General features: G+C 51.1%; 23 protein-coding genes. 6 read left to right on the plus strand and 17 right to left on the minus strand.

Annotated elements, in window-relative coordinates; all coding sequences use genetic code 11:
- The first annotated feature begins 39 nt into the window (after positions 1-39).
- From BLW68_RS09225 to yacG, 5 genes are all read left to right on the plus strand, one after another.
- Positions 40-1,269 carry a type II secretion system F family protein gene (locus tag BLW68_RS09225; RefSeq protein WP_092792559.1) on the plus strand — a complete coding sequence of 410 codons (1,230 nt, stop codon included), beginning with the start codon at positions 40-42 and terminating at the stop codon, positions 1,267-1,269.
- A complete protein-coding gene (locus BLW68_RS09230; RefSeq protein ID WP_092792561.1) occupies positions 1,269-2,150 on the plus strand; it encodes a prepilin peptidase in 882 nt (293 codons plus the stop codon). Before BLW68_RS09225 ends, BLW68_RS09230 begins: the two co-directional genes overlap by 1 nt.
- Entirely contained in the window at positions 2,150-2,755 is a 606-nt protein-coding gene (coaE, locus tag BLW68_RS09235) for a dephospho-CoA kinase (RefSeq protein WP_092792563.1), read from the plus strand. The genes BLW68_RS09230 and coaE overlap by 1 nt, the downstream gene beginning before the upstream one ends.
- Before the next feature lie 47 nt (positions 2,756-2,802).
- The gene (gene zapD, locus BLW68_RS09240) at positions 2,803-3,549 is read left to right on the plus strand and encodes a cell division protein ZapD (RefSeq protein WP_092792564.1); all 747 of its coding nucleotides are present in this window, start codon (positions 2,803-2,805) and stop codon (positions 3,547-3,549) included.
- 82 nt (positions 3,550-3,631) lie between these two features.
- Entirely contained in the window at positions 3,632-3,859 is a 228-nt protein-coding gene (yacG, locus tag BLW68_RS09245) for a DNA gyrase inhibitor YacG (RefSeq protein WP_068233327.1), read from the plus strand.
- A gap of 33 nt (positions 3,860-3,892) precedes the next feature.
- On the opposite strand, the gene mutT is transcribed toward yacG, so the two are convergent.
- Positions 3,893-4,309: an 8-oxo-dGTP diphosphatase MutT gene (gene mutT / locus BLW68_RS09250; RefSeq protein ID WP_092792566.1), complete on the minus strand. Its 417-nt coding sequence runs from the start codon at positions 4,307-4,309 to the stop codon at positions 3,893-3,895.
- A 74-nt stretch (positions 4,310-4,383) separates the two neighbouring features.
- On the minus strand, positions 4,384-7,101 hold the full coding sequence (secA, locus tag BLW68_RS09255) for a preprotein translocase subunit SecA (RefSeq protein WP_092792568.1): 2,718 nt from the start codon (positions 7,099-7,101) through the stop codon (positions 4,384-4,386).
- A gap of 199 nt (positions 7,102-7,300) precedes the next feature.
- Here secA and BLW68_RS09260 point away from each other — a divergent pair, with 199 nt between their 5' ends.
- A complete protein-coding gene (locus tag BLW68_RS09260; RefSeq protein ID WP_092792570.1) occupies positions 7,301-7,789 on the plus strand; it encodes a DciA family protein in 489 nt (162 codons plus the stop codon).
- 31 nt (positions 7,790-7,820) lie between these two features.
- Here the strand turns inward: BLW68_RS09260 and lpxC are convergent, their stop codons facing one another.
- From lpxC to rsmH, 15 genes are all read right to left on the minus strand, one after another.
- Positions 7,821-8,732, minus strand: coding sequence for a UDP-3-O-acyl-N-acetylglucosamine deacetylase (lpxC, locus tag BLW68_RS09265; protein WP_092792572.1), 912 nt, complete (start codon positions 8,730-8,732; stop codon positions 7,821-7,823).
- A 143-nt stretch (positions 8,733-8,875) separates the two neighbouring features.
- Positions 8,876-10,036 carry a cell division protein FtsZ gene (gene ftsZ, locus BLW68_RS09270; protein ID WP_092792574.1) on the minus strand — a complete coding sequence of 387 codons (1,161 nt, stop codon included), beginning with the start codon at positions 10,034-10,036 and terminating at the stop codon, positions 8,876-8,878.
- 30 nt (positions 10,037-10,066) lie between these two features.
- A complete protein-coding gene (gene ftsA / locus BLW68_RS09275) occupies positions 10,067-11,302 on the minus strand; it encodes a cell division protein FtsA (RefSeq protein ID WP_092792576.1) in 1,236 nt (411 codons plus the stop codon).
- On the minus strand, positions 11,299-12,051 hold the full coding sequence (locus BLW68_RS09280) for a cell division protein FtsQ/DivIB (RefSeq protein ID WP_092792579.1): 753 nt from the start codon (positions 12,049-12,051) through the stop codon (positions 11,299-11,301). Before BLW68_RS09280 ends, ftsA begins: the two co-directional genes overlap by 4 nt.
- A 2-nt stretch (positions 12,052-12,053) precedes the next feature.
- Entirely contained in the window at positions 12,054-12,983 is a 930-nt protein-coding gene (locus BLW68_RS09285) for a D-alanine--D-alanine ligase (protein ID WP_092792581.1), read from the minus strand.
- On the minus strand, positions 12,980-14,449 hold the full coding sequence (gene murC / locus BLW68_RS09290; RefSeq protein ID WP_092792583.1) for a UDP-N-acetylmuramate--L-alanine ligase: 1,470 nt from the start codon (positions 14,447-14,449) through the stop codon (positions 12,980-12,982). Before murC ends, BLW68_RS09285 begins: the two co-directional genes overlap by 4 nt.
- Positions 14,446-15,546 (minus strand): undecaprenyldiphospho-muramoylpentapeptide beta-N-acetylglucosaminyltransferase, encoded by a 1,101-nt coding sequence (gene murG, locus BLW68_RS09295; RefSeq protein ID WP_092792585.1) that lies wholly within the window; start codon positions 15,544-15,546, stop codon positions 14,446-14,448. The genes murC and murG overlap by 4 nt, the downstream gene beginning before the upstream one ends.
- Positions 15,539-16,750, minus strand: coding sequence for a putative lipid II flippase FtsW (ftsW, locus tag BLW68_RS09300; RefSeq protein ID WP_092792587.1), 1,212 nt, complete (start codon positions 16,748-16,750; stop codon positions 15,539-15,541). The genes murG and ftsW overlap by 8 nt, the downstream gene beginning before the upstream one ends.
- Positions 16,747-18,099, minus strand: coding sequence for a UDP-N-acetylmuramoyl-L-alanine--D-glutamate ligase (gene murD, locus BLW68_RS09305; protein ID WP_245728306.1), 1,353 nt, complete (start codon positions 18,097-18,099; stop codon positions 16,747-16,749). Before murD ends, ftsW begins: the two co-directional genes overlap by 4 nt.
- Before the next feature lie 2 nt (positions 18,100-18,101).
- Entirely contained in the window at positions 18,102-19,184 is a 1,083-nt protein-coding gene (mraY, locus tag BLW68_RS09310) for a phospho-N-acetylmuramoyl-pentapeptide-transferase (RefSeq protein ID WP_092792591.1), read from the minus strand.
- Positions 19,178-20,554 (minus strand): UDP-N-acetylmuramoyl-tripeptide--D-alanyl-D-alanine ligase, encoded by a 1,377-nt coding sequence (locus BLW68_RS09315; protein WP_092792593.1) that lies wholly within the window; start codon positions 20,552-20,554, stop codon positions 19,178-19,180. Before BLW68_RS09315 ends, mraY begins: the two co-directional genes overlap by 7 nt.
- Positions 20,551-22,008: a UDP-N-acetylmuramoyl-L-alanyl-D-glutamate--2,6-diaminopimelate ligase gene (locus BLW68_RS09320; protein ID WP_092792595.1), complete on the minus strand. Its 1,458-nt coding sequence runs from the start codon at positions 22,006-22,008 to the stop codon at positions 20,551-20,553. The genes BLW68_RS09315 and BLW68_RS09320 overlap by 4 nt, the downstream gene beginning before the upstream one ends.
- Complete coding sequence (locus BLW68_RS09325; protein WP_092792597.1) at positions 21,998-23,749, minus strand: penicillin-binding transpeptidase domain-containing protein; 1,752 nt, start codon at positions 23,747-23,749, stop codon at positions 21,998-22,000. The genes BLW68_RS09320 and BLW68_RS09325 overlap by 11 nt, the downstream gene beginning before the upstream one ends.
- The gene (ftsL, locus tag BLW68_RS09330; RefSeq protein WP_092792599.1) at positions 23,746-24,054 is read right to left on the minus strand and encodes a cell division protein FtsL; all 309 of its coding nucleotides are present in this window, start codon (positions 24,052-24,054) and stop codon (positions 23,746-23,748) included. Before ftsL ends, BLW68_RS09325 begins: the two co-directional genes overlap by 4 nt.
- A complete protein-coding gene (gene rsmH, locus BLW68_RS09335) occupies positions 24,047-24,991 on the minus strand; it encodes a 16S rRNA (cytosine(1402)-N(4))-methyltransferase RsmH (RefSeq protein ID WP_092792601.1) in 945 nt (314 codons plus the stop codon). The genes ftsL and rsmH overlap by 8 nt, the downstream gene beginning before the upstream one ends.

Here is a 24,991-nt window from a genome sequence, read left to right on the forward strand (position 1 = left end):
TTGACTTTTGGCGCTAAGGCGCTGCAACAGGAAACCAACATGGCTCAGGCACAACAATTTAAAATAAAAGAGCTGGAAGCATTTACCTATAAAGGCGTTAACCGGCGCGGTAAGAAAGTTGACGGTGAAATAAAAGGCACCAGTATTGCCGAAGTAAAAGCTCTGCTGCGCCAACAGGGCATTACTCCGTCTGGTGTAAAGAAAAAGCCTAAATCATTATTTGGTGGCGAGCGCAAAATTTCTGCTTTGGATATTGCTATTTTTACCCGGCAAATTGCCACTATGCTGGGTGCCGGTGTGCCGCTGGTGCAATCTATCGACTTAATTGCCAATGGCGCAGACAATAAAAGCCTGCGTACCTTAATGCAAAAAATCTCTGTTAAAATTCAGGCCGGTTTGCCCTTATCCGAAACCCTGCGTGAGCACCCGAAATACTTTGATGAATTATACTGCGATTTGGTTAAATCGGGCGAAGCCTCGGGCGCATTAGATGCCATTTTTGACCGCTTAGCTATTTATAAAGAAAAAGCCGAAGCCCTTAAATCTAAAATTAAAAAAGCCATGTTTTACCCGATAGCTGTTTTAGTGATCGCCGGTATAGTCACCTCTATTTTGCTTATTTTTGTGGTACCGCAATTTGCCGAAATTTTTGCTGGCTTTGGTGCCGAGTTACCCGCTTTTACCTTGTTTGTTCTGGGTATTTCAGAGCTGATGCAGGCTTATTGGTGGATGTTTTTGGCAGGCATGGCCGCCACCTTTTATTTGGTTAAAAAAACCTATAATAACAACCTCATATTTCGCACCTGGGCAGATGGGCGTATTATTAAACTGCCGGTAATAGGCAATATATTAAATAAAGCCGCTGTAGCCCGTTATGCCCGTACGCTATCTACCACCTTTGCCGCCGGTGTACCGTTAATTGAAGCGCTGGAGTCAGCCGCTGGCGCCTCGGGCAACGAGGTATATAAAAATGCCATTTTATTTATTCGTGAAGAAGTCTCCTCAGGTAACCAAATGCATATAGCAATGAAGCAAACCAAACAGTTCCCGGAAATGGTGATCCAAATGGTAGCCATTGGTGAAGAGTCCGGCGCATTAGACAGCATGCTGGCAAAAGTGGCTAATATATACGAGCAGGAAGTAGACGACGCCGTAGATGGCTTAACGGCATTACTGGAACCAATGATAATGGCGGTATTAGGTGTGGTAATTGGCGGCCTGATTATTGCCATGTATTTACCAATTTTCCAGATGGGTTCAATAATCTGATGCAGCAGTTAGCAGAATTACTCAGCCTGTACCCGGCGCTATTTATTACCGCCACGGCAATATTAAGCCTGATTATTGGCAGTTTTTTAAACGTGGTGATTTACCGCCTGCCCAAGATGATGGAAAACGAATGGCAGCAAGAATATAAAGCCTACTTTCTCTCCGGCTCTGCTACAGCCGCAGCACCGGCTAAGTTTAACCTGGCGGTGCCGCGCTCAAGCTGCCCCAGCTGTAATGCCCCTGTATTAGCACGTGACAATATTCCCGTGTTTAGCTGGCTGCTGCTAAAAGGCAAATGCCGTAGCTGCCGCGCCCCGATAAGCATACGTTACCCGGTGGTAGAAGCCCTGACAGCTGTGCTGTCGGCTCTGGTAGCCTGGAAACTGGGTTTTGGTTTAGCTGCAGCAGTACTGATAGTAACCACCTGGACACTCATCGCCCTAACTTTTATTGATATAGATAAAATGCTGCTGCCTGATCAGCTAACCCTGCCCTTGCTGTGGCTGGCGCTGTTATTCAGCCTTAGTAGTTCAGCCTTTGTTAATCCGGGGCAGGCTATTGTTGGCGCCGCTGCCGGTTACCTCAGTTTATGGAGCGTGTACTGGCTGTTTAAATTGCTTACCGGCAAAGAGGGCATGGGCTACGGCGACTTTAAGTTGCTGGCGGTATTTGGTGCCTTACTGGGTTGGCAACAGTTACCGCTTATTATTTTGCTGTCGTCCTGTGTCGGTGCCGTAGTGGGCGTAATATTGCTAAGTGTGCAGGGTAAAAACAAAGCCACACCGATACCCTTTGGCCCTTATATCGCAGCTGCCGGCTGGATAGCCTTGCTATGGGGCGAACAAATAACCGGCGCCTATTTACGCTATTTGGGCTTGTAATGTCAGCTTTTGTTGTTGGCCTCACCGGCGGTATTGGGTGTGGTAAAAGCACGGTAACAGAGCTATTTGCCAGCCAGGGCGTGCAATATGTTGACGCCGACATTGTGGCGCGTGAAGTTGTTATGCCCGGCACGCCTTGCCTGGCAGCGATAAGCGCACATTTTGGTGCAGACATTTTGCAAGCCAATGGCGAGCTTAACCGTGCCGGTTTGCGCCAGCGTGTATTTAGTAATAACGCAGACAAACTCTGGTTAGAGCAACTGCTACACCCAGCTATACGGCAGGAATTATTAACCCAACTGGCGGCGCTGACATCACCTTATGCGTTATTAGTGGCGCCTTTGCTATTAGAGAATAAACTTAACCGGTATGTGCAGCGGGTACTGGTAATAGACTTACCCGAAAGCCTGCAGCTACAACGGGCCATGGCGCGCGATAACGCCAACGAGCAGCAGATAAAAGCCATTATGGCGGCGCAAATTTCGCGGCCAGAGCGGCTAAAACTGGCTGATGATATTATTATAAACGACAGCAGTATTGCTGATTTAATTCCCCGCGTTGCCGCCTTGCATCAGCATTATTTGCAACTGGCCACCACAGGTTAAACGGGGCTTTCAGTCTGCTGTCACAACAGGTGTGATACAGCTAACTCATGACAGAACTTATCTACGAACATCCGCTTAATGAGAAACTGCGCACTTACCTGCGTCTGGAATATTTACTGGCACAGCTGCATAGCCTCAACGATCTGGATTCTGAGTGGCAGCAGCAGGCATTCTTTAATGCGTTGTTTGATCTGGTAGAAGTGCTCGACCGCAACGATATTCGCCCCGACTTAATTAAAGACTGTGAACGCTGCGAAACTGCATTGGTAGCCTGGGCCAACCATCCTTCGGTATCCGGCGATAAACTAAAGCCTGTATTGCAAAAAGCGGTGCGGTTGCAAACTGAACTGCTGCGCAGCGGCAAGTTTGTCGGTAACTTAAAAGAAGACAAGTTTCTGTCGCCACTACGCCAGCGTTTTTCAATTCCCGGTGGTACCTGCTATTTTGACGTACCCCAACTGCACTACTGGTTTAACTTACCGCTGGAACAACGCCAGCAAATGGCCGCCAGCTGGTGCCATGAATTTGGCCTGCTGTTAGAGGCAATAAGCTTTGTGTTAGGTTTTAGCCGGGAGAAAGGCCACTTTACTGCTGTAGTTGCCGATAACGGCTTTTATCAAAGCAACACCGATCAGCACGAGTTACTGCGTATTCGCTACCCGATAGACGCCGGGGTTTACCCTACGGTAAGTGGCAACAAGTACCGTTACGCTATCCGCTTTATGCAGCTGTGTGATGACGCCGGGCGCAGCAACAGCGACCAAAGCATCGGCTTCGAGCTGGCCTGCTGCTAACAGCAATATCTTTGCTGTAAGTTGCCGTGCCGTGTCAGCCCGAAAATGCTAACATTGGCACAAATTAAGCCGGAGCTAACGCATGAATGTAAAATGCCCAACCTGTGATAAAGATGTAGTCTGGTCGGCTGCTTCACCCTTTCGCCCTTTTTGTTCTGAGCGCTGCAAATTAATTGATTTAGGCGACTGGGCAGCAGAAAACCACCGCATCCCCGACAAAGCGCCGATAGACGCTGCTTTGTCAGAAGAATACCTGGCCGAGCTGGAACAAGAGTTTATCGCGCAGGATAACGAATTTTTTAAGCATTAAGCCGCCAGCCAACAAGCTGGCGTTGCGGTGGTATTACTCTGGCGCAAATAACTGCTGAATACGCGCGACTATCGGCTGGTTAGCATCCGGAAACGGAATTTCTGTTAGCTCGGCTACGCTAGCCCAGCGCAGTGGCTGGCCTTCACGGCCGTGCGGCTCGCCGCTAAATTCGGTTACCAGCCAGATATCCAGCAGTACTGTTTTTTCCGGGTAGGCATATTCTAACTGCATTAATGGGCTGCTTTGGCTAACACTTATTGCCACCTCTTCCTGCAGCTCACGGTTAAGCGCCTGCGGCACTGTTTCGCCCGCCTCTACCTTGCCACCGGGGAACTCCCATTTGCCGCCCTGATGCTGTTTGCTGCTGCGCAGCGCCAGTAAAATTTGTTGCTGACGCACTATTATCCCAACCGCCACATGCACCACTTTATTTTGCACCGTTGTTTGCATTGTTACCCACCTGCCTGACACCAAAACAAAAGAGCCAGCCTAAGCTGACTCTGTGTTTATATTACTGTGTAGTGTTACACCAGTTTACCGTGACACTGTTTATACTTTTTACCTGAGCCGCACGGGCACGGGTCGTTACGGCCTACTTTGTCCTGCTCACGAAATACCGGAGCACGCGGGGCATCTTCCGGGAGCTGACCGCCAACATGCTCTGCTTCAGCGTGCTGGTAATCGTGCGGTACCGCATCGGCTTTACGACGCTGTTCTTCTACTGCTTCGACATCTTCTGCAGCACGTACCTGCACGCGGCTTAATACGCCGACAACGTCAATTTTCAGGTTTTCCAGCATGGTAGAAAACAGTTCAAAGGCTTCGCGCTTGTATTCCTGTTTCGGGTTTTTCTGCGCGTAACCGCGCAGGTTAATACCCTGACGCAGGTGGTCCATCGCCGCCAGATGCTCTTTCCAGTGCGTGTCCAGGCTTTGCAGCATAATGGCTTTTTCAAACTGGCGCAGTACCTGTGGGCCAACCATTTGTTCTTTATGGCTGTAGGCCTGTTCAACTTCCTGCTGAATACGTTCACGCAGTTTTTCTTCAAACAGTTTTTTGTCGTCAGCCAGCCACTGCGCAATAGGCAGCTCAAGGTTGAAATCTGCTTTTAAACGTTGCTCTAAACCTGGTATATCCCACATTTCATCCAGCGACTGTGGCGGAATATACTGGCTGATCACGCCGTCGATCACATCTGTACGGATAGCACTAATGGTTTCGCTGATATCAGTAGCGTCCAGCAGTTCGTTACGTTGCTCGTACACGACTTTACGCTGATCGTTGGCAACATCGTCAAACTCAAGCAGTTGCTTACGAATATCAAAGTTACGCGCTTCTACTTTGCGTTGTGCGTTTTCAATGGCGCGGCTCACCCACGGGTGTTCAATGGCTTCACCTTTTTCCATGCCCAGACGGCGCATCATACCTGCCATACGATCTGAGGCAAAAATACGCATTAAGGCATCGTCCAACGACAGATAAAAACGGCTGGAACCCGGATCGCCCTGCCGGCCTGAACGACCACGTAACTGGTTGTCGATACGGCGTGATTCGTGCCGCTCAGTACCGATAATATGCAAACCACCGGCACTGATCACTGCATCGTGCTGCACCTGCCAATCGGATTTTACTTTGGCAACTTGCTCGGCGCTGGCGTCTTCGCCCAGTGCAGCCAGTTCAGCTTGTAAACTGCCGCCCAGTACAATATCAGTACCACGGCCGGCCATATTAGTGGCAATAGTTACCGTACCTGGCTGACCGGCCTGAGCAATAATTTGCGCTTCGTTGGCGTGGAATTTGGCGTTTAACACCTGGTGCTTGATTTTAGCTTTATTAAGCAGGCCGGATAAATATTCTGAGCTTTCAATTGAAGCCGTACCCACCAGTACCGGGCGGCCGGCATCACGGGTTTGGATAATGTCTTCAATAATAGCCTGGTATTTATCTTCGGCATTTAAATACACTAAGTCGGCCATATCTTTACGAACCATAGGCCGGTTAGTTGGCAGTACTATAGTTTCCAGGCCATAAATTTGCTGGAATTCAAACGCTTCAGTATCTGCAGTACCTGTCATGCCCGACAGTTTGTCGTACAAACGGAAATAATTCTGGAAGGTAATAGAGGCCAGCGTTTGGTTTTCGTTCTGAATTTTCACCCCTTCTTTGGCTTCTACAGCCTGGTGTAAACCTTCAGACCAGCGGCGGCCTTCCATAGTACGGCCGGTATGCTCATCAACAATAACGATATCGCCATCTTTTACTACGTAATCGACATCGCGCTTAAACAGCTGGTGTGCGCGTAAGGCAGCATACACATGGTGCAGCAAGGTAATATTGGCAGCAGAGAACAGGGTGTCGTGCTCGCCTATCATGCCTTGCTCGCGCAGCATGTCTTCTACTTTAATCTGGCCTTGTTCAGTTAAATATACCTGACGGGCTTTTTCATCTACGGTGAAGTGGCCATCGCCATGGGCGCCTTCTTCGTCTTCTTTTTCCTGCTTAATTAATTGCGGTACCAGCAGGTTAATTTGTTTGTACAGCTCTGAGCTGTCCTCGGCCGGGCCGGAGATAATAAGTGGGGTACGGGCTTCGTCAATTAAAATTGAATCCACTTCATCGATAATGGCAAACGCTTGATCGCGCTGCACGCGATCCTGCGGCGAAAACGCCATATTGTCGCGCAGGTAATCAAAGCCAAATTCATTGTTGGTGCCGTAGGTAATATCAGCGGCATAAGCTTTATGCTTTTCCGGATGCGCCATGCCAGGTACGTTAACGCCAACGCTTAAACCAAGGAAAGAAAATAACGGTGCGTTGGTTTGGGCATCGCGCCGCGCCAGATAGTCGTTTACGGTAATAACATGCACACCTTTACCGCTTAACGCATTCAGATAAGCTGGCAAAGTTGCAGTTAAGGTTTTACCTTCACCGGTACGCATTTCAGAGATTTTACCCTGATGCAGCACAATACCGCCAAGCAATTGCACATCGAAGTGACGCATGCCAAATACACGTTTACTGGCTTCACGCACGGTAGCAAAGGCATGCGGTAAAATGTCTTCCAGCGTACTGCCATTGGCCAGTTTTTGTTTAAACTCTGCGGTTTTTTGTTTCAGCTGGTCGTCGGATAAGGCTTCAAGTTCTGCCTCTAACGCATTGATCTGCTGCACTTGTTTTTCTAGTTTTTTTAAGAAGCGGTCGTTGCGGCTACCAAATAATTTGGTAAAAAGTTTTCCAAACATTATCCAAATACCATGTTAAGTTAAAACTGCAGTGCAGCCCCGGCGGCGCTATGCCCGGCCAGTAAAAAGTATGAAAGCTTCAGTATCTTACGCCAGATATGGTGCCCTATACCAATGCTTTCAAGGTGCAACATTCTCTGTATCTCAAGAAGCTGTTACACTGCGCAGATGTTTTACTTGTTGCAGGTGCACAAAGGCAATGGCCCGCTATACACAAAAGCCTCTGGATATCAGCAAAGTGCTGGCCCACAGTACTCTGGCATCACAGCAGCAACAGGTAAGCCTGGTGCAACAACTGAACAAGGTGCTGGCTGACGTATTACAGCTGGAGCAACTTAGTTTCTGTCAGGTCAGCTGTATTCGTGACGGTCGGGCGATTATTTTGTGTGCCTCGGCGCCATGGCTGACCAGTTTAAAAATGCAGCGCGACGCCATTCTAGACAATTTTCGCCGAAAAATCTTGCCTGATTTAGCCGGAATTGAGATCGAAGCCTCACCTAACGGCCAGATCAGCAAACTGCAACTGCCGGTAGCGCAGAAAAATACCCACCAACTTTCTGATAGCGCAGCCTCGGCATTACGCTCGGTGGCGCAAAACAGCGAAGGGCCGCTAAAACAGGCATTGTTAAAACTGGCACAGAACGCTGATCCACAACAGCCAAATAGCGGAAAAACAAAACCCGGTTAAACCGGGTTTGTTTGTAACTTACAATGCTAACTCAGGCCAGCTGAGGTGCCAGATAAGATATCGGCATATGGGCTTTGTCTTCAAAGGTAACAAATTCCCAGTTTTCCTGATTGGCCAGCACGGCACACAATAGCTGGTTATTCAGGGCATGGCCGGTTTTAAAAGCTTTAAACTCACCCAGAATACTGTAACCGGCCATATATAAATCGCCGATAGCATCGAGAATTTTGTGTTTAATAAATTCGTCTTCGTAACGCAGGCCGTCCTGGTTTAATACCCGGTATTCGTCCAGCACTACGGCGTTGTCAAAACTGCCACCCAAGGCCAGATTATTTGCACGCAGGTACTCTACCTCATGCAAAAAACCAAAGGTGCGGGCACGGCTGATATCTTTAATAAAACCTGCGGCGGAGAAATCCATTTGCATATGCTGCGTGGTTTCTGCAATCACCGGGTGGTTAAATTCAATGGCAAAATCAATTTTAAACCCATGATGCGGTTTAAATTCGGCCCATTTGTCGCCGTCTTCTACCCGTACAGACTTCTTAATGCGGATAAACTTTTTCGCCTGGCGCTGCTCTGCCACACCGGCTTCAAGCAGCAGATAAACGAATGGATTGGCACTGCCATCCATAATAGGAATTTCAGCTGAGTCTACTTCAACCACCAGATTGTCGATCCCCAGCCCGGCAATGGCCGCCATCAGGTGTTCAGTGGTAGATAAGCGCACGCCATTTTCATTAATTAAACAGGTACACATCACCGTATCACCCACTAACTCAGGTGTTACTTTGAAATCGACCACAGGATCGAGATCAACACGACGGAACACGATACCCGTGTTGTCCGGCGCAGGTCGGAGAGTAAGCGTAACCTTTTCGCCTTTGTGCAATCCCACTCCAATGGAGCTGACTGTTTTGTCGATGGTACGTTGTTTAATCATAATTTCTTCCTGCTCAAATAATAAGCAATCACAAAATGGTGGCGAAGCATAGCATAATGTGACAATTATGCCAAATTCCACTGAACAGCAGCTTAACCCTGCTGTCGGCCCTGCCTGCAACTAAAACTATACTGAGTATAGACTTAGTCGGCTTGTTTGCGTAAAAACGCCGGGATATCAAAAATATCGATATTCGCTTTGCTTTCTGGCTGTGCTTTCACGGCAGCGGCTGGCTGCTCTTCACGCATGGCCTGCGGTGCAGGTTTTTGCATGGTGTTACCGTGTTGTACGTACACAGGCATTGGCTCAGCGCGGTGGTTTTGCACCAGGCTGATATCCGGCCGGCGGTCTGCACCAATACCGGTGGCAACCACAGTTACGCGCAGTTCGTCATGCATGTTAGGGTCGATTACCGCACCTACTACTACAGTGGCATTTTCAGACGCAAAAGCTTTTACTGCGTTACCAACAATTTCAAACTCTTCGATGCTGATATCTAAACCGGCAGTGATATTAACCAGAATACCCTTGGCACCTGATAAATCAATATCCTCCAGCAGCGGGCTGGAAATAGCCTGCTCGGCGGCTTCTTCTGCCCGATCCGGGCCAGAAGCACGGCCACTGCCCATCATGGCGGTGCCCATTTCTGACATCACGGTACGTACGTCAGCAAAGTCAACGTTGATAAGGCCAGGCCGGGTAATTAACTCGGCAATACCCTGTACCGCACCTAACAGCACGTTGTTAGCGGCTTTAAACGCATCCAGCAGGCTGGTGCCTTTGCCCAGTACTTTTAACAACTTGTCATTTGGAATAGTGATCAGCGAGTCAACGTGTTTGCTTAACTCCAGAATACCTTCGTCAGCATAAGCAGTACGCTTTTTACCTTCAAACGGGAATGGCTTAGTTACCACTGCCACGGTTAGGATACCCAGCTCACGCGCCACTTCGGCCACGATTGGTGCTGCACCGGTACCTGTACCACCGCCCATACCGGCTGCGATAAAAATCATATCAGCGCCCTGCAGGGTTTTCTTGATGGTTTCGCGGTCTTCCTCGGCTGAACGGCGGCCAATTTCCGGGTTGGCACCAGCCCCTAAACCTTTAGTGACATTGGCGCCTAACTGCAGCGTAATGTTGGCTGATGAATTACGCAGAGCCTGGGCGTCGGTATTGGCTGCAACAAACTCTACACCTTCGATATTGCTGGCAACCATATACTCAACAGCGTTACCGCCGCCGCCGCCAACACCTATTACTTTAATAACAGCTTCTTCGCTGTGGTTTTCCATTAATTCAAACATAGCTCTCTCTCCGTTTCTACGCTTACTAACTTAAAATTCGCCTTTGAACCAGCTGCTGATCCGTTTGACGAAGCTACTTACTGAATCGCGCACATCAACATTTTTTTTCTGCTGGGTGCGTGCATCTTTACCGTACAACAACAGCCCTACCACGCTGGCATAAGCCGGGTCCTGTACGTACTCTTTTAAACCGGTAACATGCATAGGTTGCCCTACCCGTACCGGCATCTGAAAAATGTCTTCAGCAAATTCCACCGCACCTTCCATCTTGGCGGTACCACCGGTAAGCACAACACCGGCAGCAATTTGCTCTTCCAGGCCAGAGCTGCGAATTTCTTCCAGCACCAGCTCAAATAATTCCTGATAACGCGGCTCTACCACTTCGGCCAGCGTATGGCGCGACATAGACCGTGCCGGCCTGCCGCCAACGCTTGGCACTTCGATGCTTTCTTCTTTCCCCACCATGCTGCGCAGTGCACAGGCGTACTGCACTTTGATGTCTTCGGCATGGCTTAGCGGCGTGCGGAAAATTTTGGCAATATCACTGGTAACCTGATTACCGGCTACCGGGATAACCGCGGTGTGGCGCAGCGCACCATTGGTATAAATAGAGATATCAATAGTACCGCCACCCATGTCCACTACGCAGACGCCAAGCTCTTTTTCATCGTCGGTCAGCACCGCGTAGCTGGAGGCCAGCGAGGTGAAAATCAGCTGATCGACCTGCAGGCCGCAGCGCTCAACGCACTTTTCAATGTTCTTTGCCATATCGTTAGCACAGGTAATAATGTGCGCCCGGGCTTCCATTCGCACACCAGACATACCCACCGGGCTTTTAATGCCTTCTTGCATATCTACCGAGAATTCCTGCGGCAGCACATGCAACATGCGCCGCTCGGCCGAAATAGGCACGGATTTAGCAGCATGGATCACATTTGCGACGTCTTCTGCGGTCACTTCAGTGTCGTTAATCGGCACCATGCCGCTTTCATTCTGGCAGCGGATATGTTTACCGGTAATGCCTAAATACACCGAAGACACACGGCAATCTGCCATCAGCTCAGCTTCATCAATGGCGCGCTGCACAGCCTGTACCACCAGATTCAAATCATTCACGCCGCCTTTGTCCATACCGCGGGATACATGCGTACCTACGCCAACAATGCTTAAGCGGTCATCAGCGGTAATTTCGCCCACCACCGCTTTTATCTGGGCGGTGCCGATATCCAGGCCAACAATCAGATCTCTATCCAACGACTTAGTCATGCTTTTCTCTTTTGTTCAGTGCTGTAACGCACCGCTATACCGGTGTCGTAGCGTAAATCTACTTCGGCTACGGCTTCGGTTTTGTGTTTACTGATCACCGGATACAACTCAATAAAGCGCTGTAACCGTTTTAAAGTGTCTTCACGCCCAAGCTTTAGTGCAACACCGTTGCTCAGGCTTACCTGCCAGGAAAAACGCTCGGTTAATCCCAGCGCCACAGCATTAAATTTATGCAGAGCCAGCAGGCCCTGCATATGGTGGAACATGGCCAGTGCATCCTGTTGGCTGCCTTCGGGGCCGGTTAACATTGGCAATGCTGTTTTCAGCTGTTCTACGGGCGCCTGAAAAACCTCACCCTGTGTATTAAGCAATTGCTGCTGATTCCAGATTGCTACCGGTCGTTGTTCTGTTACAACCACAACCAGGGCGTCAGGCCATTGTTTGCGCACGGCCACCTGATATACCCAGGGTTGCTGTAACAGGAACTGCTGCACCTGATCCACGTTCACACTAAAAAAGTTACCCACGTACTGCTGTTGCAATGTCTGGTGCAGGACGGTGGCATCGATATGATGAAAATCACCGTACAAACGCACCTGACGTACCGGCGCACTTTGCTGGCTTTGCATCCAGTCGCTGATTTTCGTTCCTGTCCAGGCCAGCGCTGCTACTGCCACAATAAAAAACAACACTCCGGCATAAAATGCCGGGCGTTGTTTAAATTGCAGCTGAGGCAGGCGCCAGTTCATGCTTATTTTGTTCCTTCGGTCTGGTTAAGTATTGCCAGTACCAATTGCTGAAAGCTCAGGCCAGCGGCTTTAGCGGCCATCGGTACCAACGATTTTTCTGTCATACCCGGCACAGTGTTTACTTCCAGTAAATAATGCTGGCCGCTTTGGTCCAGCATAATGTCTACCCGGCCCCAACCTGATGCACCCACCGCATTAAACGCTTTAAGCGCTGTGTCTTGCATCGCGGCGGTTTGCTCTGCGCTTAACGGCGCCGGGCATAAATATTCAGTGTTATTAGCCTGGTATTTGGCTTCGTAGTCATAAAATGCGCGGGGTGTGCGCATTTCCACTACCGGCAGTACCTGACCATTTAACATAGCGACGGTAAACTCGCGGCCATTTATCCAGCGTTCAACTAAAATTTCGCTGTCGTATTTCAGGGCAGCACTAATGGCCTGCTCCAGCTCTTCTGCCGTGCTGGCGGCACTCATACCAATGCTGGAACCTTCATTGGCTGGCTTAACCATTACTTTGCCGCCCAGGCTGGCCAGCAAACCGGCAAAGTCGGTGTCGCTGTTGTGTACTACGGCAAAAGGGGCCGTTGGCAGCTGTTGCGCCAAAAACAGCCATTTACAGCGGATTTTGTCCATCGCCAGCGCTGAACCCAGTACACCGCTGCCGGTGTAAGGTAAGCCCAGTTGTTGCAGTGCGCCCTGCATGCTGCCGTCTTCACCACCACGGCCGTGTAACACAATAAATACCCGTTGAGCTGCACTGGCCGCCAGTTCAGCCAGCGACTGGGTTTGTGGATCAAAAGCAAAGGCATTTACACCGGCATCTTGCAGTGCTTTTAATACTGCCGAGCCAGAGCGTAGCGACACTTCGCGCTCGGCGGAGTTACCACCAAACATTACGGCGACTTTACCAAAAGCCTTTACATTGCTACTCATGCCTGTACTCCTGCGCTGGCTTTAAGTTGTTCAATATTCAGCTGCATAGCAGCCAGCTTTTTCACTAAAGCACCGATATTGCCGGCACCTTGTGTCAGCACTACATCCCCATCCTGCAGCACACCTGCCAGGCTGGCAGCCAGTTCGGCGGGCTCGGCAACATAAATCGGGTCCAGCGTGCCGCGGGCGCGGATAGAGCGGCATAAACTGCGGCTGTCAGCCCCGGCGATAGGCGCTTCTCCGGCTGAATACACTTCCAGCAGCAACAGCTTATCTACCGTGGACAGCACTTTGGCGAAGTCTTCGTACAAATCGCGGGTACGGGTAAAGCGGTGCGGCTGATAAGCCATAACCAGACGACGCTGCGGCCAGGCAGCCCGTGCCGCAGCAATAGTGGCCGCCACTTCGGTTGGGTGATGGCCGTAATCGTCCAGCAGCAGTACTTTGCCGTTACCGGTATCAAATTCACCGTACTGCTGAAAACGCCGGCCTATGCCCTCAAACTTGCTCAGCGCAGCCAGTATGGCCTGCTCGCTGATACCTTCGTCCAGTGCCAGCGCAAAGGCGGCAGTGGCATTTAACGCATTATGTTTACCGGGTAAATTCAGTATGACTTCACGCTGATTACCGCTGTTGTCGCCAATAGTGTTGTCGGTGATCACAAACCGGCTTTGGGTGCCGCTTTGGCTGAATTCACTGATGACAAAATCAGCGTCGTCACTAAAGCCGTACGTCAGCACGGTGCGGCCGATTTGCGGTATCAGCGCGCGTAACACCGGATCGTCGATACATACCACTACCACGCCGTAAAATGGCAGGTTGTGGCAAAATTCCAGATAAGTAGCTTTTAGCTTTTCAAAGTCGCCCTGGTAGGTGTCCATGTGATCAGCTTCGATATTGGTGATCACCGTAGCCAGGGGTTGCAGATGCAGGAAAGACGCGTCGCTCTCGTCGGCTTCGGCAATTAAATAGCGCCCGCTACCCAGCCGCGCATTAGAACCGGCTGAATTAAGCAAGCCACCAATAACAAAAGTAGGATCGGTACCGGCTTCGGCGAAAATAGACGCCAGCAAACTGGTGGTAGTGGTTTTACCGTGCGTACCGGCGACGGCGATACCGTGGCGAAAGCGCATTAGCTCACCGAGCATTTCTGCACGGCGCACCACCGGAATACGTAACTCGCGCGCGGCGGCCACTTCCGGGTTGTTGCTGTTGATAGCACTTGAAACTACCACTACACTGGCGCCGTTAACATGGCCGGCATCATGGCCAAACAGCACTTTTGCGCCCAGCGTAATTAAGCGCTCGGTAACAGCATTGGGTGCAATGTCGGAGCCCGATACGTTATAACCTTCATTAACCAGTACTTCGGCAATACCGCCCATACCGGCACCACCAATGCCAACAAAGTGAATACGCTCAACACGGCGCATGGCTAGTTTTTTCTGTTGCGGTGTACTTATCATAAATTCTGTCCTGTTACTTGCTGACCTACTACCTGCTGACATAGCGCCACTACCTGTGCTGTAGCATGATCCAACGCACAGGCACGCGCTTTGACGGCCATTTGCTGTAACGGTGCTTTACTGTGTAACCATTGCTGCAGCAGCGGCAGCAAGCGTTGTTCCGTTAACTCGTGCTGCGCCAGCAACAACGCTGCACCCTGTTCAGTTAACCAGCGTGCATTAGCACTCTGGTGATCATCTATCGCGCTTGGCAGCGGTACAAACACTGCCGCCACACCGGCACACGCCAGCTCACTAACGGTAGAGGCCCCGGCACGGCAAATTACTACATCGGCCCAGGCATAGGCCTGCGCCATATCGTCAATAAATGCACAGGCCTGCGCGGTTAAATTGGTATTGCCCAGTTGCTGATACTGCTGTTCTGTCTGCAGTTGCATGGCTTTACCGGTTTGGTGGCGCACTTCAAGTACACCAGCCTGCGTTGCTTTGGCAAAAATGGCCGGTAATTTATCGTTTAATGCCTGCGCCCCCAAGCTGCCGCCCACGACCAATACTTTTAAACTGCCGCTGTAATCATGTGCGGTGGCAATATTGATAAGCTCTGCCCGCACCGGATTACCCACCAGCTGTTGCTTGGCATGGCCAGCAAAAGCAGCAGGAAAGGCTACCAGCACCTTGCGGGCCAGTTTAGCCAGCAGCCGGTTGGTGCTGCCTGCTACGGCGTTTTGTTCGTGAATAAACAGCGGTAGCCGTTTTAACCAGGCGGCCACACCACCGGGGCCACTGGCATAGCCACCAAAACCCAGCACCAGATCCGGCTGCACGGTGTTAAGCACCTGGCGTGCCTGTAATAACGACTTAAGCAGCATCCAGGGCGCGGTTATCAAAGACAACACCCCTTTACCACGCAGCCCGGCAACGTTAACAGCGTGAAATGGCCAGCCGAATTGCGGCACCAACGTCGCTTCCATCCGGTTAGCCGTACCCAGCCAGTGAATTTGCCAGCCCGCTGCCGACAGCGCTGTAGCCACGGCCTGCGCCGGGAAAATATGACCACCGGTGCCGCCTGCCATAATCAGAATGCGCGGTTTAGTCATTGCGGCCTCCGCTGATGGCGTGTTTGCCTTTTAGCCGCACTTCAAAATCTATCCGCAGTAATAATGCGGCAGTGGCCAGCATAATAATTAAACTGCTGCCGCCAGAGCTGACAAACGGCAGCGTTAAACCTTTGGTAGGTAAAGCGCCGGTAGCCACCCCAATATTTACCGCCGACTGAAAACCAATCCAGATTGCCAGTGCATAGGCCAAAAAGCCGTGGAAGCTCATATTTTTTGCCAAAGCACGCTGGCCTATCCACAGCGCGCGGTATACCAGCATAAAAATAAGTGCTAACAGCAGGGTTACGCCGATAAAGCCGGTTTCTTCAGCGATCACCGCCAGAATAAAATCAGTATGGGCTTCCGGCAGGTATTCCAGCTTCTGAATACTGTTACCCAGGCCCTGACCAAACCAGCCGCCGCGGCCAAATGCCATTAACGACTGTGTTAACTGATAACCACTGCCAAACGGATCGGCCCAGGGGTCCAGAAATGCTGTCACCCGTTTCCAGCGGTATTCGCTGTATATAATCAGTACACCAATCGCCATTAACCCGGTAAAAATAAGGCCAAAGAACTGCCATAATTTGGCGCCTGCCAGAAACAGCAAGGCCACAGCAGTGGCAAACATCACAATTACTGTGCCTAAATCCGGCTGCATCAGTAGCAGTACGGCAAAGGCGAATAACACCAACAAGGGTTTTAAGAAGCCTTTTAAATTTTCGCGCACTTCTTCATGGCGCCGTACCAGGTAACTGGACAGGTAAACAAAGAAGAACAGCTTGGCCGGCTCGGCCGACTGCAAACCAATAGGACCAATGGCCAACCAGCGGGTACTGCCATTAACATTACGGCCAAACAGCAATACCGCTATCAATAGTGCCAGCCCGGTAAACAGCAGTAACATATTGCTGTTGTGCCACCATTGCACCGGAATATTTATTACCACTAAGGCTGCAGAAAAGCCCAGCCCCAGGTACACCAGATGGCGGATAGTAAAATGCAGCTCATTGCCATGCAGCCGGGCTGCAACCGGTACCGACGCGCTGGTAACCATTACCACACCCACCGCCAGAATAAGCAGCAGCAAGGTAAGAAACAGTTTGTCATAGGCGGCGCCATCGTCGGCATTCCACCAGTTGGTAATAATGTGCAGCGGGTTTTGCAGCTGAGTTTTCAGCGTATCCAGTGCCAGCTGTTTCATAGCACCTCCGCCTTAACAGCGGCGGCAAATTGCTCGCCACGGTCTGCGTAACTTTTAAACATATCCAGGCTGGCACAGGCAGGTGACAGTAATACCATATCGCCCGGCGCAGCCAGCTTTGCCGCAGCTTTTACTGCGTCCTGTATCGTTTTTACCTGAATACTGCCAGCTTTAAGCGCGGCTATCGCCGGGCCATCCTGCCCCAGGGTAATCAGCTGCTGAACGTCGCTGTCTAGCACGGGTTTAAGCTCGGCCATGTCGGCGCCTTTACCATCACCACCGGCAATTAAAATCAGCTTGCCGCTTACCGCCGGGCGCAAACCGGCAATAGCCGCCAGCGTAGCGCCGATGTTGGTGGCTTTAGAGTCGTTGATCCAGCGCACGGCGTTTTTGTCCGCCACTAAAATGCAGCGATGCGGCAAAGACACAAACTGTTTTAGCGCGCTGATTAAACCTGCCCGGCTGGCACCGGCTGCAAGTGCTAAGGCGCAGGCTACCAGGACATTAAATTCGTTATGTGCACCAAACAGTGTCATGTCACTAATGGGTAACAGCGGTTCACCGGCCACATTTAACCAACGTTTACCGTCAACAACGCTAATGCCGTAGGCGGAATCGGCCAGCTTGATACCCAGCGTATGCGCACCGCTTTCAGGCGTGGTAGCACTATCAGCTAAATTAAATACCGCCAGTTGGGTATGTTGATATACCCGCTGTTTAGACGCCGCATAAGCCGCCATATCACGGTAGCGATCGAGGTGATCAGCACTGACATTTAAAATGCAGCTGGCCACACTATGCAGGCCTGTTGTGGTGTCCAGCTGAAAGCTGGACAGTTCAAGCACAAACACATCGATGTCTTGTTGAGCAATAGCATCGAGCACCGGCAAACCGATATTGCCTGCCGCCAGTGCTTTTATACCACTGCATTTGAGCATGGCTTCTACCAGCATCGTCACGGTAGATTTGCCGTTAGAGCCGGTAATTGCCACCACAGGTTTGCTGTTAAAGCGGGCAAATAACTCAACATCGCCCAGCAGTTCAACGCCTTGTGCCACCGCAAAGCGGATAGCCGGATGCGTTGGCGATAACCCCGGGCTTAAAATAATCATGTCCATCTTGGCCAGCCGGTTGGCATCAAGCTCGCCTAAATAAATACCATCTACTTTTTCTGCGGCAATTTGTTCAATACCGGCGGGTTTGCTACGGCTGTCCATCAGCACAGGTTTAACGCCCAGGCTTAACAAAAAACGCACAGTGGCCAGACCCGACAGGCCCAGCCCCACAACTGCAATGCGTTTTTTCGCTAAATGCTGCATCATTAAACTCTGTGTCTCCGTTAACGTCATCGTTATCTCAGTTTCAGGGTGGCAAGGCCCACCAGCACAAAGATGATGGATAAAATCCAGAACCGCACAATCACGCGCGGCTCAGGCCAGCCTTTTAACTCATAGTGATGGTGAATCGGCGCCATGCGGAAAATACGCTGGCCGCGCAATTTGTAAGAGCCTACCTGCAGAATTACCGACAGCGTTTCCATGACAAACACACCGCCCATAATAAACAGCACTATTTCCTGCCGTACCAGAATGGCGATAACGCCCAGTACCGCTCCCAACGCCAATGAGCCAACATCGCCCATAAATACCTGCGCCGGATAGGTGTTAAACCATAAAAAGCCTAAGCCTGCGCCCACCAAAGCAGCGCACACCACCACCAGCTCACCGGCGTAGGGCAGATAAGGGATATTCAGATAACCGGAAAAATTCACGTTGCCGCTGGCGTAAGCAATAATGGCAAACGCCGACGCCACCATAATGGTGGGCACTATGGCCAGGCCATCGAGGCCGTCGGTCAGGTTGACTGCATTACTGGTGCCGACAATGACAAAATAGCTTAGCGCAATAAACAACAGGCCCAGCTGTGGCATGACGTCTTTGAGAAACGGCACTAACAGCGCGGTTTCGGCCGGGCGATCGGCGGTAAAATACAAAAAGGCGGCTGTAGCAATGGCAAACAGCGATTGCCAGAAGTATTTCCAGCGGGCAATCAGGCCTTTGGGGTCTTTGCGGATCACTTTACGGTAATCATCAACAAAACCAATCCAGCCAAAACTTATCAGCACAAACAGCACTACCCAGACATACTTGTTGTCCAGATCTGCCCATAACAAGGTGCTTAGCAATACTGAGCCTAAGATCAGCAGGCCACCCATGGTAGGTGTGCCTTTTTTCGAGAAGTGGCTTTGCGGGCCGTCGTTACGTACCACCTGGCCAATTTGCATCAGTTGTAAACGCGCAATAAGCTTAGGCCCTAAATACAGGCTTAATAGTAACGACGTTAAAATACCCAGTATGGCGCGAAACGTCAGGTAACTGAATACATTAAAAAAGCTGTAGTATTGGGTTAAATACTCGGCCAACCAAACTAGCATGGGCTGTTCTCCTGCTGACATCTTTCTAGCAAGTCTTGCACGACTAATTCCATTTTCGCGCTACGCGAACCTTTCACTAGCAGGGTGACTTCCTGTTGTTCTGACACTATCGGCAACAGCCGCTGTAACAGCGCCTGACGCGAACTGAAATGAGCGCCTTGTCCATTAAACAAGTCACTGGCGCTCTGTGATAACACGCCAAGGGTGAACAACAGATTAATACCTGATTTTTTTGCGTATAAACCAATCTCTTCGTGGTATAAACGGGCGTCTGCGCCCAGTTCTGCCATGTCGCCTAATACCAATACCCGGTAGCCGGAATAAGACGCCAGTAAGTCAATTGCCGCTTTAACCGACTCGACATTTGCATTGTAGCTATCGTCGATCAGTCGCAGTTGCGGGTTAACCATTTTGACATTAGTACGGCCTTTTACTGCCTGCATTTGTGCCAGCCCCAGTTGCACATCGGTCAGCGTGGCGCCAACGGCAATACAGGCAGCGGCAGCAGCCAGTGCATTGGCGACATTGTGCCGCCCTGGGATGGTAAGCTGAATAAACTGGCGGCCTGTCGGGCAGATAAGCTCAAAACCGGCACACCCTTGTGTGTCCAGCACTATGCCTTGGGCATAATAATCGGCTGGCCCGGTAGCTGAAAACTGCATTACCGTTTTACCTTCAAGCCGTTTTAACCAATAATCACGGTATTCACTGTCGGCTGGCAGTATGGCAAGGCCGTTTGCAGACAAACCGTTAAAAATTTCGCCTTTGGCACGTGCTACACCGTATACATCCCCAAAGCCTTCTAAATGTGATGCGGCAACATTGGTAATAATGGCAACATCCGGCTTAGCCAGTGACGTGGTATAAGCGATTTCGCCCTGATGATTCGCGCCCAGCTCCAGCACGGCATAGTTATGTTTTTCTGTCAGGCGCAGCATGGTGAGTGGCACGCCGATATCGTTATTAAAGTTACCCTGCGTGGATAACACCTGGCCACGGCGGCTTAAAATGGCTGCCATCATTTCTTTAACGGTGGTTTTACCGGCACTGCCGGTAACGGCGATGGTTTTTGGCGCCAGCCTGGCTTTTACGGCCGCAGCCAGTTGCCCCAGGGCCAGGCGGGTGTCTTGTACCACAATCTGGCTGATTGCCTCAGACACCTGTTGCTCTGTTACTACTGCTATGGCGCCTTTGGCTTTAACTTCGGCCACAAAAGCCGTGCCGTCAAAATTCGGCCCCTTTAAGGCAATAAACAACTCACCGGCACTGATACTACGGCTGTCGGTGCTGACAGATGTTACGGTGGCATCATCACCGTGCAGGCTGCCGTTTAAAATTTCAGTTATGTCGGAACAGCGTAAGCTAATCATAATGACATCTCCGCAACCAGTTGCTGCAAGTAAGCGCGCTCGTCGTACTGGCGTACTTCCGCGCCAATAATCTGCACTGTTTCATGTCCTTTACCGGCAACCAGCACTATGTCACCAGGTTGTGCACTGGCCAGCGCCAGCTTAATGGCAGCTTTGCGATCAGGCTCTATCTGGTAACTGGCATCCGGGCTCATGCCTGCGGCAATTTCTTCGCAAATTGCCACTATATCTTCGCTGCGCGGGTTATCGGCGGTAACAATAATATGGTCGGCAAACAGCTCTGCCAGTTGGCCCATTAACGGCCGTTTACCGCGGTCTCTGTCGCCGCCGCAGCCAAATACACACCACAGACGGCTGGCACAATGCATACGTAACGACTGTAATGCCTGCTGCAGTGCATCGGGGGTATGGGCATAATCGATAACCGCAGTAAACTGCTGCGGAAATATAAACTGCTCCATACGGCCGGGTACGGCTTTTAACTGCGCTGCCGCCGCAATAAGCGTATTAAGCGGCTGGCCCAGCAGGTACAGAGCGCCGATAGCGGCCAGCACGTTTTGAATATTAAACTCGCCCAGCAATGGCAGTTGCAGGCTGAACTCGCCTAAATGGCTGCTAAGACGGACCTGATAGCCATTAACCATAGGCACAACATCTGAGTACGCCAGATAACGCTCAAAGCCATTGCAGTCTTCTGCTTTGCCATAAACAAACAGCGGGTTTACACACTGCGCAGCCAAAGCACGGCCAAATTCATCGGATACATTAATAACCGCAGCCTGACTGAGCTCGGGTTTAAACAGCAGTGCTTTGGCAGCACCGTATTCGGCCATAGTGCCGTGGTAATCAAGATGATCGCGTGTCAGGTTGGTAAACACCGCCACGTTGAAATGTAAACCGGCAACCCGCTGTTGCACTAACGCATGGGACGACACTTCCATCGCAGCCAGCTTCACGTCTGAGCTAACAAATTCTGCCAGAATTCGTTGTAAATCAACAAAATGTGGTGTGGTGTTAGGTAAGGTGGTTAGCTTTTGATAATAGCCATACCCCAGAGTACCGATAACCGCAGCATTAGTAGCCAGCAACTCTGCCAGCTGATTAATAAAAAACGCTATGCTGGATTTACCGTTAGTACCGGTAATACCCACCAGTTGCAGTTGCGTGGCCGGTTGCTGATAAAACGCGCTAACCAGCTGCGGCAGTATTTGGTTTAACTGCGGTACTACCATAATGCGCTCGTCGGCATAGCTACCATTGTCGGTCAACACCAGGGCCGCGCCCTGTGCAAATGCTTTGTCAATAAACTGGCTGCCATGCTGCTGCACACCCGGTATGGCTAGGAAGACATCACCGGCCCCTACTTTGCGGCTATCCAGCTGTAATTGTTGCACCTGAACATCGGGTGCTTTGATAGCATAAGCAGCTAACCAGCTGCGGGCATTAACCGGCATTGCGGCCTCCCGTTACGGCAGAGAGTTTAGGCTGGCTGTTGCTATCCGGGGCCAGGTTAAGTAGTTGCATGGTTGCCCCCATAATATTGGCAAACACCGGCGCGGCAATTTCACCGCCGTGGTAAAAGTCACCGGCTGGTTCGTTAATTACCACTACACATGCCAGCCGCGGGTTAGACACCGGGCCGACCCCAGCGAATGAAGCGACATAGTCATCACCGTAACCACCGGCAATGGATTTACGCGTAGTACCTGTTTTACCACCAACACGATAACCTTTAACCTTTGCACGGGTGGCGGTGCCACCCGGCATAATATTGGCTTCCATCATTTCCAGCATCGCTGCGGCATGCTTTGGTGTCAGCACTTGTGCGCCAGGAGATGGCTGTTCATTTTTTAAAATAGTCAGTGGCCGGCTGATGCCGCCATTAGCAATAGTGGAATACACTTTTGCCAGTTGGGCCGCGGTAACAGACAGGCCATAACCAAACGACATCGCTGCTCTTTCGTGTTCAGACCAGCGCCGGCGATGGCTTAACATACCGCCACTTTCGCCGTTCAGGCCAAGGCCGGTATCCATGCCCAGCCCCATATTGGCGTACAGGCCAATAACATGTTCTACCGGCATATCCAGCACCAGTTTACTGACACCGATATTGCTCGATTTCTGAATAATGCCGGTCAGGCTGAGGTTGTTATAGTTGTTAGCATCACGCACCCAACTACCGCCAATACGCATATAGCCCGGCGATGTGTTCACTACCTCGTTTAGTTTGGCTGAACCAAACTCCAGCGCACTTAATACCGCCAGCGGCTTCATGGTTGAACCTGGCTCAAAGGTGTCGGCAATGGCGCGGTTGCGAAACAGGTAAGACGGCGTATTACGGCGATTATTCGGGTTAAACGATGGGCTGTTAACCATCGCCAGCACTTCTCCGGTTAATACATCCACCACAATAGCTGAGCCTGAAGTAGCACCGTGTGCCAGTACGGCTTTTTTCAGCTCGCGGTACGTTACCGACTGAATACGCTGATCAATACTTAACTGCACATTGCCCGGTGCCTGCGCCTGGGCGCGTTCAATCACTTCAATTTCACGGCCTTTGGCATCTTTACGAAATACTTTACGCCCTGCTGTACCGGTTAGCAGCTCGTCAAAGCGTTTTTCGATGCCTTCTACGCCAACGTCATCCACATTGGTAAAGCCCAGCAGCTGTGCGGTAACTTCACCTGCCGGGTAATAACGGCGTGATTCCTGGCGAAAATAAATACCCGGCACTTTAAGTTTTTTGACATAGTCGACTACCGCCGGGTTAACCTGGCGCTGCAGGTAAACAAAACGGCGCTGTGGGTTATCGCCAATCCGGCTTAATAATTGTGCCGGTGTCAGTTGCAGTATTTCCGCCAGTGCATGCCAGCGCCGCTCATCGGCTGCGGCATTGCGCTCAATCACTACTTTCGGATCAGCCCAGATAGCTTCAACCGCAACACTGACTGCCAGCTCTTCACCGTTGCGATCCACTATCATGCCGCGCAGCACGCTGTTCGACTCTATCCGCAGGCTGCGGGCATCGCCCTGGCTTACCAGCATGTCAGGCTCTATTACCTGCAGCCAGGCGGCGCGAACTACCAAAGCAGTAAAAACGGCTGTTAAACTCAGCAGTACAAAAGCAAAACGCCAGCCCAGCACCGACGGTGATGTTCTGGCTTTAGCCTGAGGCGTTTTCTTTGCCCGGCTCATGGTTGTGTCACCGCAACATCCTGCTCACCGGCAGGACGTATCATTTGCAATTTGTTACGAGCAATGTCTTCCACCCGGCTGTGCTCAGACAACGCCCGTTGCTCCAGCAGCAGGTTACGCCATTCTATATCCAGCTGGTCGCGCTGCTGGTACAAACCGTCCTGCGCTATGGTTAGCTGGCGGTTTAAATGGGCAAAATGCACCACCGTCAACGCCGAGGCAATACACGCCAGCAGCATCAGCGCCAGCCACTTTTGTGCGCGCCAGTCCTGGCCAATTAAGCGATGCAGGCTGATATTACTCATGGCGCTGCTTCTCTGCTATGCGCAGCACAGCACTGCGCGCTCTGGGATTGGCTTCAAGCTCTTGCTCAGATGGCATAATGGCTTTACCAATCAACGTAAGTTCGGTGCGCTGTTGCATCTGGGCAGCGGTCAGCGGTATACCGCGTGGTACAGGCTCACCTTTGGCATAGCGGCGCATAAATTGTTTAACCAGCCTGTCTTCCAGTGAGTGAAAGCTGATCACTACTAAACGGCCGCCGGGTTTTAGCACCTGCATTGCAGCCTGCAAGGCCTGGTTTACCTGCTCGAGCTCGCTGTTAATATAAATACGGATCGCCTGAAAGCTGCGTGTAGCCGGGTGTTTTTTCTCTTTATTGCTTTTGGGCACGCTGTCGCTTATCAGCTTTGCCAACTGAGCCGTGCGGGTTATCTGAGTTTCTGCGCGCGCAGCGACGATGGCCTGCGCGATACGCCAGGCAAACTTTTCTTCGCCGTATTCCCGCAATACAAAACTGATATCCTCAACGTCGGCTTCAGCCAGCCACTTGGCGGCACTGATGCCTGAGCTGGGGTCCATCCGCATATCCAGCGGGCCGTCGCGCATAAAACTAAAACCACGATCAGCGTCGTCCAGTTGTGGGGAGGACACGCCAAGATCGAGTAGAATGCCATCAAGTGCACCGGTGATGTGCAGCTGCTCAGCGATAGTTGCCAGGGCGGCAAAGGGGCTGTGGGTGATATGAAAACGGGGATCTGCCTTAAGTGGCTCGGCAGCTGCTATCGCGGTGGGGTCGCGATCTATAGCAAATAAACGGCCTTGCGGGCCCAATAAGGACAAAATAGCCCGGCTGTGGCCACCGCGGCCGAAAGTACCGTCCAGGTAACAGCCGTCAGGTTTTATTGCTAGCCCGTCCAGTGCTTCTTGCAGCAGAACGGAAATATGCGCCACAGTAGTCAT

The organism is Rheinheimera pacifica (genome assembly GCF_900108485.1).
In the GTDB taxonomy this organism is placed as follows: Bacteria; Pseudomonadota; Gammaproteobacteria; order Enterobacterales; family Alteromonadaceae; genus Alishewanella; species Alishewanella pacifica.